The organism is Candidatus Neomarinimicrobiota bacterium, from assembly GCA_021157965.1.
Classification (GTDB): Bacteria; Fidelibacterota; Fidelibacteria; order Fidelibacterales; family Fidelibacteraceae; genus Fidelibacter.
In genome coordinates this window covers 1-13,850 of the sequence record JAGGVO010000031.1, presented here as the reverse complement: position 1 = coordinate 13,850, position 13,850 = coordinate 1, and the positions used below count along the sequence as shown (strand labels likewise).

Annotated in this window: 11 protein-coding genes; 5 read left to right on the top strand and 6 right to left on the bottom strand. The window is 47.6% G+C overall.

Translation table 11 applies throughout. The features are described 5' to 3' along the window. Window positions 1-6 precede the first annotated feature (6 nt). Window positions 7-156, top strand: a complete 150-nt coding sequence (locus J7K63_03645; protein ID MCD6234116.1) for a hypothetical protein — start codon at window positions 7-9, stop codon at window positions 154-156. 40 nt (window positions 157-196) lie between these two features. Here J7K63_03645 and J7K63_03640 read toward each other — a convergent pair whose 3' ends face one another. Both J7K63_03640 and J7K63_03635 read right to left on the bottom strand, forming a co-directional pair. Further along, window positions 197-1,213, bottom strand: a complete 1,017-nt coding sequence (locus J7K63_03640) for an NAD-dependent epimerase/dehydratase family protein (protein ID MCD6234115.1) — start codon at window positions 1,211-1,213, stop codon at window positions 197-199. 111 nt (window positions 1,214-1,324) lie between these two features. Then, the gene (locus tag J7K63_03635; GenBank protein ID MCD6234114.1) at window positions 1,325-3,394 is read right to left on the bottom strand and encodes a S9 family peptidase; all 2,070 of its coding nucleotides are present in this window, start codon (window positions 3,392-3,394) and stop codon (window positions 1,325-1,327) included. A gap of 255 nt (window positions 3,395-3,649) precedes the next feature. Between J7K63_03635 and J7K63_03630 the strand changes: the two genes are divergently transcribed. Next, window positions 3,650-4,624, top strand: a complete 975-nt coding sequence (locus J7K63_03630) for a polyprenyl synthetase family protein (protein ID MCD6234113.1) — start codon at window positions 3,650-3,652, stop codon at window positions 4,622-4,624. Here the strand turns inward: J7K63_03630 and J7K63_03625 are convergent. The 4 genes from J7K63_03625 to J7K63_03610 form a co-directional block, all read right to left on the bottom strand. Next, window positions 4,619-5,833, bottom strand: coding sequence for a M48 family metalloprotease (locus tag J7K63_03625; GenBank protein MCD6234112.1), 1,215 nt, complete (start codon window positions 5,831-5,833; stop codon window positions 4,619-4,621). The genes J7K63_03630 and J7K63_03625 overlap by 6 nt on opposite strands. A gap of 8 nt (window positions 5,834-5,841) precedes the next feature. Next, complete coding sequence (locus J7K63_03620) at window positions 5,842-7,998, bottom strand: CHASE2 domain-containing protein (protein MCD6234111.1); 2,157 nt, start codon at window positions 7,996-7,998, stop codon at window positions 5,842-5,844. A 198-nt stretch (window positions 7,999-8,196) separates the two neighbouring features. Further along, entirely contained in the window at window positions 8,197-9,288 is a 1,092-nt protein-coding gene (gene ugpC, locus J7K63_03615; GenBank protein ID MCD6234110.1) for a sn-glycerol-3-phosphate ABC transporter ATP-binding protein UgpC, read from the bottom strand. A gap of 24 nt (window positions 9,289-9,312) precedes the next feature. Beyond that, window positions 9,313-10,440 carry a glycosidase gene (locus J7K63_03610; GenBank protein ID MCD6234109.1) on the bottom strand — a complete coding sequence of 376 codons (1,128 nt, stop codon included), beginning with the start codon at window positions 10,438-10,440 and terminating at the stop codon, window positions 9,313-9,315. 163 nt (window positions 10,441-10,603) lie between these two features. Here J7K63_03610 and J7K63_03605 point away from each other — a divergent pair, with 163 nt between their 5' ends. From J7K63_03605 to J7K63_03595, 3 genes are all read left to right on the top strand, one after another. Further along, window positions 10,604-11,623 (top strand): LacI family DNA-binding transcriptional regulator, encoded by a 1,020-nt coding sequence (locus J7K63_03605; protein ID MCD6234108.1) that lies wholly within the window; start codon window positions 10,604-10,606, stop codon window positions 11,621-11,623. 27 nt (window positions 11,624-11,650) lie between these two features. After that, the gene (locus tag J7K63_03600) at window positions 11,651-13,615 is read left to right on the top strand and encodes a cellulase family glycosylhydrolase (protein MCD6234107.1); all 1,965 of its coding nucleotides are present in this window, start codon (window positions 11,651-11,653) and stop codon (window positions 13,613-13,615) included. A 38-nt stretch (window positions 13,616-13,653) separates the two neighbouring features. Next, window positions 13,654-13,850 (top strand): hypothetical protein (locus J7K63_03595; protein MCD6234106.1); only part of this gene is annotated, 197 nt, incomplete at its 3' end.

Below are 13,850 nucleotides of genomic sequence, written 5' to 3'. Positions count from 1 at the left end.
AAAACAATGAGGTTTCATCGAGTCGTGGATTCAGGCGAAACAAAAGAAAAAAACCGGTACTTCGAAGATTTAAAGGCAGGCATTATCAGGGCTTTTGTACTGGCTTTGATTTTTGCAGCATCCCTTTACATTTATACGAAATTTGTGGCCCGCTGAGATATTTCACTATCTTCCGGGTTATCTTATTTAACCCTGTTTATGACAACCGGTAATAGGTTTTATACCATTCCACAAAGTGTTTCATCCCGGTGCGGATGTCTGTTTTAGGATGATAGTCGCAAATTTTCTGAAGGGCAGATATGTTTGCATGGGTTTTTAAAACATCCCCGGGCTGCATTTTCCGGTAGTGAATCTCAGCCTTTTTCCCGCAGGCGGATTCAATGGCCCGGATAAAATCCATGAGATTTACGGGATTTCCGAGACCGATATTGAAGAGGCCACATGGGGGATTTCCCCGGGGAACTTCCCCCTTCATTACTCCGAGAATTCCCTCGAGAATATCGTCGATATATGTAAAATCACGGGCCATTTTACCGTAGTTGTACACATCAATGGGTTTTTGATGCAAAATGGCATCGGTAAATTTAAAAAAGGCCATATCCGGCCGTCCCCAGGGTCCGTATACCGTAAAAAAACGGAGCCCGGTTATGGGAATGGAAAACAAATGACTATAGGTATGAGCCAGCATTTCATCCGCTTTTTTTGTAGCGGCATACAGGCTGGCCGGTTTATCGGTCCTGTCATTTTCCGAATAGGGAAAATCTGTATTTAACCCATAAACGCTGGATGAACTGGCATAGATCAGATGAGATACGGGATAGTACCGGCAGGCTTCCAGAATATTCAGAAAACCCGTCACATTGCTGTCCACATAGGTTTGTGGATAATCCAGACTGTACCGGACTCCGGCCTGGGCAGCTAAATGGACAACCAAGTCAAAAGACTTCTCCCGGAAAAGGGAGAGGAGGGGTTCTTTATCCGTCAGATCACCCCTGATGAAATGTAGCTTTCCGGTCTGAACAGAAAAGGATTCGGAAGATTTTTGTTCCGGTGACAGGTCGATTCCCAATTCCTTTAAACGGGCATATTTCAGGTTGATATCATAATACTCGTTCAGATTATCCAAACCGGTGATATCATGTCCGTCAGCCAGAAGGCGCCGTGTCAGGTGAAATCCGATAAATCCGGCTGTACCGGTAATCAATATTTTCATTTTCTTCCTTGTGTTAGAAAGTGCTGTCCGTTCTATCTTCCGTGGCAGATCACATCAAAGCGTCGGACTGAAGACGCTCAGCCTAAAAAACTCAAAGATCTCGGCTGCAACTCAATGTTTATCACTCAAAACTCCGAGTATAAATCCATATTCCTCTGCAATTTCCTTATAGGCATCATACCGCCCTGATGCACCACCGTGTCCGGCTCCCATGTTGGTTCTCAGAATCAGGGGATTATCGTCTGTTTTCAGGGCGCGGAGTTTGGCTGTCCATTTGGCCGGCTCGGCATAGGAAACCCGGGGATCATTCAGTCCGGCCGTAATCATCATGGGAGGATATTCCTGTGCTTTTACATTGGTATATGGACAATAACTTTTAATGTAGCGGTAATATGTCTCGATGCCCGGGTTGCCCCATTCGTCATATTCGGTCACGGTGAGGGGCAAATCGGGGTCAGACATGGTGTTGAGGACATCCACAAAGGGAACACTGGCCACCACAACCCCAAAAAGATCCGGACGCATATTGACAACGGCTCCCATTAAAAGTCCTCCGGCACTCCCGCCGGCTATTGCCAGTTTTTCAGGAGTCGTATAGCCTTCCCGGACAAGATATTCAGCCACATCAATAAAATCGGTGAATGTGTTTTTTTTCTTCAGCCATTTGCCGTCTTCATACCAGTATTCGCCTTTGGCTCCGCCCCCCCGGATATGGGCGACGGCATAGGCAAACCCACGATCAACAAGACTCCACCGGGCATAAGAAAAATAAGGGGTCATGGCAATACCGTAAGCTCCGTATCCATAGAGAAAAAGAGGTTGAGTCCCATCTTTTTTAAATCCTTTCAGATAGAGGATTGAAACGGGTATTTCCGCACCGTCACTGGCTGTAACCCATAAAAGGTCTGTTTCGTAATCATTACAATCCCAGCCGCCGCGGACTTCCTTTTGTTTCAGCAGAGACAGTTCCCGGGTTGCCATGTTGTATTCATAAATCGTCTCGGGTGTGAGAAGGGATGTATAGTAAATTCTCAGAACGCCTGAGTCATATTCCGGATTGCCTGTCCCCCGGGCTGTATACGTTTTTTCCGGAAAGTGAATGGTGTGTGCTTTTTCATCCCCGAAGGTGTACACATCAATCATCGCCCGGGCATTGCCGGTTCTGTATACCGCAAGATAATCCTTAAACATGTCCAAACCGGTAATTTTCACATCCGGATTGTGGTCATACACCGTGACTGTCTGTGTAAAAGCCGGCGCCGAAACAGGCTGACGGAGGATGACAAAATTTTTCTGATCATCCTGGTTTGTCAGGATATAGAAAAACCCGTCACGATGTTCCAGGCTGTATTCCCTTCCCTTCTCCCGGGGGGCAAAAAGGGTAAAATCCTTTTCAGGATAACGGGTTTCCAGGTAATGGACTTCCGTCGTGATCTTGCTGGCGGACGTAATGAAAATGTACTGCCTGTCCTTTGAACGGTCCACATCCACATAGTAGGCCATATCCGGGTCTTCATACACAAGAACATCCTCCGAGGCGGGTGTTCCCAAAACATGCCTGTAAACCCGCCATGGACGGTAGGTATAATCAATTGTCGAGTAAAAGAAGGTCTTATTATCTACAGCCCATACACCACCTGCAACACTGTCGATGACTTCAGGATAAAGGAAGCCGTCTTCCAGATTCTTAAAACGCAACGTGTAGACTTCCGAACCATTCCTGTCCTCAGAAAAGGCAAGTATCTGATGATTGGTAGAAACACTTAAAAGTCCTAATGAATAAAAGTCACTTTCTGCCGCTTGTTTGTTTGCGTCAAAATAGATCTCTTCTTTGTGATCCAAGGACCCTTTTTTCCGGCAATAAATACTGTATTGCTTTCCCTTTTCCGTCCGGCTGTAATAATAGAAATCATCGTGTTTCACAGGAACGGACATATCCGTTTCCTGCATCCGCCCGATCATTTCTCTGTACAGTTTTTTCTGCAATTTCCGGGTATCCTTCAGGATAAAGTCTGCATAGGCGTTTTCCGCCTCCAAATAATGGATAACTTTCGGATCCTGTTTGTCTTTCAGCCAGTCGTAATAATCCACCCGTATATCTCCGAACGCTTCCACCTTTTTTTCAATCCGCGGAGCAACGGGAGGATCCATACTTTTCTGTGAACAGGAAAGGGTGATCATAAACATTGTGAAAACAATACTCAATTTGAATACTTTTTTCATTTTGTGCCTCTTATCTCGTTTAAATACTGTGAAAAATATAATCATTTATCATGTCTTTCTCCTGAAATAATCTGATAAATCAATTTTTTATCCATAAACCTGTGCCAAAGCGAAGCGACAGTCCCTGAAGCAAAGCGTATCGGGAAACCCATGAACTCATGAACCCATTCAGTTCCGGTTTGTTTCTCCCTGTATATTTGATAAATTTAAAGTATGAAACATCCCCTGAGAAGACCGTTCCCCGGTCCTAATTCCCTTCCGGCTGTTTTGCAGAGGGATCTGGACATGTTTGAAGCCCTGATTCGGGAACGGGGACAATCAGCATATCCTCCCATGAATTCCATGATCGCAACCTTGATTCGAAATGGAGGGAAACGGATACGGCCTCTTGTGTTAATGGCTGTTTTCCGTGGAATGGAGGGCCCCGGAGAAGCTGTCCGGGATGCCTACAAGGCCGGGGCATCCCTGGAACTCATTCACACGGCAACTCTGATTCATGATGACCTGATTGACCAGTCCCTGGTACGCCGCGGAGCTCCCACCATTTATGCCTCTCACGGCATTCCCTCTGCCGTTCTTGCCGGTGATTACCTCTTTGTGGAGGCTTATGCCCTCACATCGGGTTTACCGGAAAAGCTGATCCGGAAAAATGTTTCAGATCTTCGTAAAATGGCAGAAGGCCAATTGCTGGAAGAAACAACCCCTCCTGAAGAACTCGATTTTTCAACATATCTGGATATTATCCAATGTAAAACCGCCGTCATGTTTCGTAGCGCCTGCATTTCCGGGGCTATGCTGGCGGGAGCCACAGAAGAGGATCAACATCGTTTGGGAGAAGCCGGACTTATGCTGGGTGTAGCCTTTCAGTTTATTGACGATATTCTGGATGTGACGGGAGATGAAGATATCACCGGAAAACCGGTAGGTACCGATTTTCTGTCCGGCAAAAAGACCCTGCCTTATCTGCTGTATGAAGAACAGGTCGGCGCACTCCCTCGGGAACGGACTCCGGAAACATTCAAAACCATCTACAACGGATTTCGCTCTGAGGCTATCATCTCCAGGGCAAAAAAAATGGCCCGGGAGAAGACTACCCGGGCCCAAGAAGGTTTTGCTATCTTAGTGAATCCTCAAATCCGGTCTTTTATGCTGGATATGTGCGACCGGATGCTGAACAGGATTTTATAATCCGGCGGTGATCATCCGATACCGGTTTTCATTTTTAACATAGTGCTCGTTTGTTTTTAATTCTTTCGCAATAAAACCGCTCAGGTGTTTCAGGCGATTTCTAAAACTGTAGGGAAACCAGTGGCGGATATCATCGGGGTCGGGATTCCGGGGAATTTTTGTTTCAAGTTTCCGCATCAGAGAAAGCATACCGTCCGGTTCATAGCCTGCCCTGTAGGCATAGATGGCTCCCTGTACATCCGCTTCGGCTTCATATTCTTCTTTACGCCCTTTAATCGCCCGTTCATACATCTCATCTGCCAGAGCATCCATCTCTTTCGTATCCGTACCAAAGGCTTCATCCAGCTCGCCAAAAGCATCTTCAGCCCGGAATTTCACTTTCCGTTTCCCCATTTCCGTCTCTCCGTGTCCCAGGGTGACATGGGCAATTTCATGCCCGATCAGACATGCCAGTTCGTGTTCGCTGTCTATCTGTTTGAGCATGCCCTTCGAAATGACGATAACCCCGATGGGCAGTGCATTGGCATAGATCTCGTCGGTATCAGCAATGTGCACGGTCACTGGAAGGTCATAAAATTCCGTATTCTCAACAATCAGTTGGGCGATTTGATTCACATAGGCCGTCAGACGCGTATCGCGGATGAGTCCCGGAGCTGTCAGCCTGCCGGCCGTATAGGCACTTACGGCAAAGAGTGTTTCATCAATGACAAATCCTTTGTTCTGTTTCAAGCGGTACTTGCGCCGGAAACGCTTTGGAGACCAGCGTGTGTGATAAGTGTTTTCACGAAATATCAGGTAATCCTGCGGATTGAATGTCCGCCGGACCGGCTGGTCCATAACGGATTTATTCAGGATTCCCTCCCGTTCAAACTGATTTTCAAAAAACCCTTTAACGGCAGCATTCACCATGGTTTTGGAAGCCTTCCGGTCAGTCCAGTCATCCGCCATCACCCCATAATCAATGGATGCGGCTCCGCTTTCAAATGCCATGGCCGAAACCCAACCAGATTTCTGATCTGATGTGCTCACCTGAATCCACAGCTCTCCGCTTTGTTGGACAGAGACATCATCCCCTTTATTTAAAATTTTTACAACGGGGAAAAAGGCACCGGCTCCTTCACGGAGTGAAACATTGCTGCGCTGAATGGTTTCTGCGGACAATCCGGAAAGAAATCCGCACACTATCATGAAAACAAGACTCTTTTTCATAATCCCCTCTACTTTGTTTTAAAAGTAAACACACCGGATTCATCCACCAGGTCCGGGTTTTTCTTCAATAACATGCACCGATCCACAAAAGCCGCCGAAGGTTTATCCTCCGGGTCCAGGCGGAGAATCTCCTGGAAAGCTGTTATGGCTTTCCGCCAGTTCCGTTTCCGGTACCACTGCATGGCTTCTTTAAACATGCTTTCAATTTCAAGCTCCTCCGGTGAAAGGTCTCCTTTTCGCCCTATCAGCGTGAAAACCCGGATGGGCAGATTTTTCCCTTTAACCCGGATGTAATCCAATTCTCTGAAAATGTAATCATCTTTCACGTATTCCCATGTGAACTCGCTCATAATGTTGGTGGTCCCATAGGATTTGTTTACCCCTTCGAGACGGGCAGACAAATTTACCGTATCACCTACGGCTGTATAATCCATCCGTCGGGCGCTGCCCAGGTTCCCCACCACCATGGGGCCGCTGCTGATTCCGATCCGGGTTAGAATGTTTCCGGACGGAAGGGGAATCAGGTCATTGATTTTCTTTTCCCGAAACTTCAAAATCACCTCGCAAGCGGCCTTGGCATGATCGGAGCGGGGAATGGGTGCCCCGAAGATGGCCATGATCCCATCCCCTGTGTATTTATCCAGGAGTCCCCCGAAATCCAGGACAATGGATGAAATCGTTTCAAAATAGTTATTTAAAACCCGGATCACATCTTTTGGGGATTTTTGTTCCGAATATGTGGTAAAGCCCTGTAGATCGGTAAAGAGGACTGTTCCGGTCACTTCCGACCCTTCCAGATCGACCCGTTCGGGATTTTCCATTAAAAGGCTGATGACATCCGAACTGAGATATCGGGAAAAGAGGGAGCGGATTTGTCGTTTTGCCCGACCTTCGGTAAGGGTCCGGTACATGGCCGATGATCCGGTTGTCAGTAAAATCCCCAGGACCGGAAAGAGAAGATCCATTTCGATGTGCTGATACTTGAAAATTCCCAGGGAGATCAGAACAAAAATCATGGCACCGGCTAAAGCGAGTAGTACCGATATGCTGAATTTACGGTTGAGAATGATAAACGCAAGAAACAGGAGAAAACAAAGGGTAAAAACTTTTACCCACAAGTCTGGAAAGGATACCAGTGCATCGCCTTCCGTGAGGTTTTGCCAGATGGTGAGGTGAATTTCACCGCCGGGATATGGTTGGACGGATGTAAAGGGTGTGGGTTTTAAATCCAGCAATCCCCCTGCAGAGGCACAAATCATAATCTTTTTATTGGCATAGTCCCCGGGAGGAATAATGGGCTCTGCACCGGACCGGGCACGGATTGCAGAAAGAAAAACCGCGTGGAAGGAATCGTACCGGTAAACCCCTGATTCACCACCGGGGCCATACCAGAAAATTGGGAATTCACCGCGTGCTGAAAGGGGAATGGATGTTTTCCGCGTTATTAAGCGCTTTTTTCCTGCATCGTAGGACAGAATAGAATCCCCTGAGGATTCCAGATAAGCTGCCAGTCCCAGCTGGGGATAGATCTCTTTACCTGCGCGAACCATGAGGGGCAAACGGCGACAAATCCCGTCCGAATCCGTAATAAAATGGGTTGTGCCAATGCGTTCGAGTCCCCGGGCCAAAACCGGGATGGGAAAACGGATTCCGCCATAAGCCGGAAGACGCAGCGCTTCGGATCCGGCAAACTGAAACTTTCCGGCACTTTCAAAAATCCCCCGGCGATAGAGAGAATCGGTCAGCATGGCTCCCATGACCACATGGGGAAAGGCGGCGATGGCTTCTCCAAAGTCCCTGTCCGACGCTTCGGCAGAAAGTTCTATCCGCTGCTGGTCCGGTTCAGAAAAATGCATGTCGAAAACCACCGTTTGGGCACCGGCTTCCCGGAGGTAATTCAACACAATTCCGTAAAACTGCCGGGGCCAGGGCCAGGTGATATTGTACCGGTCTGCAAAATAACTGATAGAGGCATCATCAATGGCAATCATCAGGAAGGATGTATCAGGAGCCTCTTTTTCCGACAAAAGGTGCCATTTGAAATCCGTTACGGCATACCGCATGCCCCTGTAAATATCCGTAAGGCTGAAAAGGCACATGAGGATAAAAACCGCCAGGGAAATCGCAAGGGTGGACCAGAGTGCTTTTTTATTCAGATCTTTCATGGCCGAGGCTGCCTTTTCTCCACCGGAATGACCCGGCGGATTATGTTAAAATGGGAGGGGGCGGTTTATCCGTTACAAAATAACACCGGTAAAACAATCGCATTCCCGGATCGGGTGTTCACATGATTCATCAATTGTGATTATCTGCTTCAACGTGTATGAATTTAAAGAAGTCCGTTTCTTAAGAAAAGGGCGGATTTATAATCGTTTTCCCGTTTCTGCATCAAAAAGGTGGGCTTTGGACATATCCGGATAGAGATCCATGTGGCTCAGTTCTTCCATAAGGGGATCAAAAGCCCCAGTAATACAGTGCAGGCGGATTTCATTCCGGGTCATATAGAGGATGGTTTCATTTCCCAAAGGCTCTATCAGGTCCAGCCGGGTCTGAAGGGGTACGGCCTTCTTGTCCGGCGGCGTTATGTACAGATGCTCGGGACGTATACCGACGATCACCGCTTTTTGTGCCTCCTTTTTCAAAACCGCATTGCAGGATTCGGGAAAATCAAAGACAAGGTCCATATCTTTGGAATAAAGGGTTTTGTTTTCCGTGATCACAGCAGGTATGAAGTTCATGGAGGGACTCCCGATAAAGCCTGCGACAAAAAGGTCTGCCGGTTTTTGATAGATTTCCATGGGGGTGTCAAGCTGGTGGATAATTCCGTCCTTCATGATGGCGATCCGGTCGCCCATGGTCATGGCTTCAATCTGATCATGGGTCACGTAGACCATAGTGATTTTCAGCTGCCGGTGGAGTTTCTTGATTTCAGCCCGCATTTGGACCCGTAATTTGGCATCCAGGTTGGACAGGGGTTCATCAAAGAGAAAAACCTTGGGTTTTCGCACAATCGCCCGTCCCAGGGCTACCCGCTGACGCTGTCCGCCGGACAATTGTTTGGGTTTTCTTTTCAGAAGGGAATGAATTTCAAGGATATCCGCCGCTTCCTGAACCCGTTGTTCTATTTCTTCTTTCGGATACTTTCTCAGTTTCAGTCCAAACGCAATGTTATCATGGACCGTCATGTGGGGATAGAGGGCATAATTCTGAAAAACCATGGAGATGTCCCGGTCTTTCGGCGGAATATGATTCACAAGGGTCTCGCCAATAAAGATATCCCCTGCCGTCGCCGATTCCAGACCGGCAATCAGGCGGAGCGTCGTGCTTTTCCCGCATCCGGACGGCCCGACCAAAACGAGAAATTCCCCGTCTCGGATTGTCAGATTTAAATTGTCGATGACTTTCCGGCGTTCATCAAATGTTTTGTCGATGTTTTTCAGTACAATCTGAGCCATGGCAAACCCTTTGCTTATTTCGGTTTAACACGTTTTTTCAAAAAAAGACCGGTCCAGATGGGTAATCCGGCAGGTCAGATCCAATTCACCGGAAGCGACAATGAGCCGGTTTTCATCCTCTTCAACACCGGTTGTAAAAACCACATCGGTCAGGTAAATCCAGTCGGAAAGAACGGCTGTCAAAGAGGGATCGGATTCCAGGACCGGCGATTTATCATTTAATGTAATGATCTTTTCCGGATGATGGCGGTCCAGGATGGCATAGAAGGTGCGGTATTTTCCCACGGTGCCGTATTTTTCAACGCCGTGAAAAAGACACAGCCAGCCCTGATCCGTTAACAGAGGTGGAGCCCCTCCCCCCAGTTTGTACGAGATCAGAGTGTCCCGCCTGGCCGGAATGAATACATTTTCCACCGGTTTCCAGTGGTATAAATCAGGCGATTCTGACAAATTGATAGAGGGACCGGGGAGAATATTTCCCTCGGAGCCGGTTGTAAAATACAGTTCCCCCAGGGGGCGCGTCAGGGCATAATATGTGCCGTTGATTTTCTGTGGAAAGAGGACCATATCCTTGTTCTGATGATCCATGATGATGCCCTTCAGCGTGTAATGGAGCCCGTCAAATGAGTGGTACAGGGTGGTTGAATGACGCTCAGAACTTACAGAGCAGGTGGTCATAAAGTATTCTGAACCGATTTTTGTTATCCGGGGGTCTTCGATACCATATTCCTGATAAGTTGCAGCCGGCTCAATAATTTTGTCATAATGAATATTCAATACCGTCAGGCCGTCCGGACTCAGTTCCACGGGGAGAAGCCAGGAAAAGGATGTCAGACCGAAGACATGGATGTGCTCATATTCCAGAAATCGGAATTTCCGGGGATCGCTGGTATCCAGTTGATACGTAGGGTGCTCTTCGACGACATAGCGGTCCGGCGCCGACCAGCGGATAAAACGAAAACGTCCCTCTTTTATGGGCTCCCGGATGGCTTCGGCCACCCGTACCATGAGGAGGAGATTCCCATTGGCAAGACGGGTCATCCCCGGATTGAAGGCTCCCAGAATAAATGTTTCAAGTCCCGTTTTCACATGGATCGGACACCGGTTCAGGTCAATATCCACAGGTGATAACACAATTTTGTCCGATAAAATATGTCCCCGCTTTATCGTATCCCTGCCTTCTTTTTCATATCGTTTATCATTTGTACACAATTTAAGCCGTTTTCAACATTTTACCCTAGGGATAATATAATGCTTGACAAGGAAAATATGATAAAATAAATTAAAACGTTTCGATAAAAATAATGAGATATCCATGGCAACAACAATTAAAGACATTGCCAGAAAAGCCGGTGTATCCATTTCCACCGTCTCACTGGTCCTGAACCGCAGGGGATATGTGGCGGATGAAACCCGGGAAAGAATTTTATCCATCATTGAAGAAATGGATTACAAACCTCTCCATTCCGCCCGAAAACTGGCAACTCAGAAGACGGGCAACATCGGATACATTCTCTGGGAAGGCCATTTTTCCGAAGTGGAAATGTTTTACAGCCAGGTTTTTCTCGGGATGGAGTATGCCGCTCGGAAAAATGATTACTACATCCTTTTGACCACCGTCAACGATCATTTTGATCCCCGGCAAGACCTCCCCCGTTTTTTACAGTATAACGATGTGGACGGCGTAGCCCTGGCAGGACGGGTCCCCCTGGAACTGATTCGCTACCTGGATAAACACGCCATTCCCTTTGTCCTCGTTGATTATGAAGTCCCGGGAAAAAATTATAATACCATCAAAATAGATAATTACAACGGGGCATTCCGGGCAGTGGAATCTTTGATTGAACAAGGCCGGAAGCATATTTCCTTTGTGGGGGGGACCTTCATCCACCCTTCCATTAAGGAGCGGTACCGGGGATACAAGGATGCCCTGGAAAAACATGGACTTCTGAACAATTCCTATCTGGAGACTTACAGCTATTGTGAAGATGTGGAAACATCCCGGACCATCGGAGAAAAAGGCATTAAAAAACTCCTTAAATCCCGGCCGGAAATAGACGGTGTCTTCTGTTGCAACGACACCACCGCCCTGGGAGTCCTCTCCGGAATCCAGTCCATGGGCAAAACCATCCCCGGGGATGTGGCCGTCATCGGTTTTGACGACATCCCCCCTGCCGAATTCAGTTCTCCAAAACTCAGCACCGTCAGCGTACCCAAACTGGATATCGGAAAAGAAGCATACAAATTGCTGTATGAGCGTATACATAATCCCAACATCATGCCCCAAACACGGACTATATCCGTTGATTTGATTCTCCGGGAAAGCAGTCAATAAAACATAAACATTGAGGGGATACCGTCTGTGGCCAAATCGATTTTTAAAACCAAAGATAAAGCATTGCCCTTTTTACTGGGTATCAATTATTGGCCGACAGATTCCGCTATTCACATGTGGAGCCGGTGGAACCCGGAAGCCCTGGAAAAGGATATCCTCCGGATGAAGAAACTGGGCATGAACTGCTTTCGTCCCTTTTTGATGATGCCGGATTTTACGGACGAAACCGGGGCGGTTATCCCTCTTATGACGGAACGGCTCAAACATTTTCTGAGCCTTTGTGATTATCATGAGATATCCTGTATGCCCTCCTTTATTGTCGGTCACATGTCCGGCGAAAACTGGGATATTCCCTGGCGTCAGGGAAAAAATTTCATCCGTGATCCGGAAGTATACAAGATCACTGAAAACTATATCTGCACCCTTGTCCGTGAGTGTCAGTCCTATTCATCCGTTTGTGCATGGCTGCTGTCCAACGAACTGCCCAATTATGCTGAGGAAACAGATCCAAACGCCGTCGCCATCTGGGCTAAAAAAATCATCGGAGCCATCAAAAAAATAGATCCCCACCGGCCTGTGAGTATCGGAGACGGTGCCTGGAGTCCGGAAATCATCGGCAAAGAAACCGCTTATCACCTTCGAAAACTCAATCTTTATCAGGATTTTGCCGGGTTACATTATTATCCCCGGGGAACGAGTCCCTGGCACCATACATTTACAACTGCTTTCCGCCTTGCCATGGCCAAACCATGGGGGAAACCGGTTATCGTAGAGGAGTTCGGCACATCCACTACCCTCTGTTCAGAAGCAAATCAGGCCGCTTACTACCGTTCCGTTTTTTACAGCGCCCTGATCAATGATGCCGGCGGAACTCTCAGCTGGTGTCTGAATGATTTTGATTTTACGGATGAACGCCCCTATTCCCATCACCCCTTTGAAGAACATTTCGGTATCATCCGCAAGGATAATTCAATGAAACCGGCAGCCCGGGAGTTTCCAGCATTTGCCAGAATGCTTTCAGACCTTGTCCCTTACCAAAAAATATCCTGTCAAAAGCCCGTAGGTCTCTTCATCCCCTCCAATTACTATTATAGCTATCCTTTTCAGTTTCAACCGGAATTCAAACAATGGTATGATTTATATCTGGAAACCTTCTCCCTCCTGAAACGGGCAAACCTGGATGTCCAAATGGTTTTTGAACCGGCCCAGGAATTGGAAAATGAGGGGAAATATTCACACATCCTCAATCTCAATCCCGAAGAAATCCCTTTGTTAATCATACCACGCATGAAATTTATGACCAAGCGGACACGCCTGGCTCTGGAATCATACATTCAAAAGGGTGGCGCGCTGTATTTCAGCTTTGCCAACGACAGCTGGGTGCCAAACTGGCACACCCTGGCCGGTGTGGATACAGACTGCAAATTTGGCGTACCGGACTTCTACCCCCGGGAAACGGCCCGGGTCACCTTCCCCAAAGACTGGGGATCTTTTCATGCAGGAGATACCATACAAATTCCCCTGAAACATACAGAACCGGAATTCAGCGTCTGCCCGGTTCTAAACCATGAGGGGATTTCCATAGCAGAAGACGCCCTTCGTTCTCCTTTTCTTCTCAGGCATTCCGTCGGGATTGGGACTGTCTGGTTTAGTCCCTTTCCCCTCGAAATGCTTTCCCTGGCCAGCCTTCAGGATGAGTGGAAACACCAGCTGTGCAATATCTACCGGTCCATCTATGAATCCGTGGCTTCCCCGTCCTTTTTTACGTTGCAGGGAGACGGCCTGGAAGCAGGATTCTGGAAAAAAGGATCCCAGTATCTCATCGTTATTTTCAATCATGCCTGGAAAACGGTCCAGGGACGGCTTACCGTCAATGTACCCCAATGGAAACAGGATGCATCATCCCTTCCCTGCCAAAAGGAAGCTCCTGACAAGATCTCCTTTACGCTGCAGAGAAAAGGGGTGTGTACCCTGAAAATATCCGGGAATTAAAATATGTACTGGTTGTCAACTAGAAACAAGGAGGAATGATGAAAAAGGGGACACTGTTACTACTTGCGATTTCCCTGATCTTTTGCGGCGTGTCTTACGGGCAAAATATCATCGGAAATCCGGGGTTTGAAGATCTCTCCCCGTCGTTCTGGAACCCGCTCAACGGGACTTTCGGAACGGAACTGGGTGTGGGGACCGACACCACATCCAACGTAAAAAATGGCTTCCGATCCTT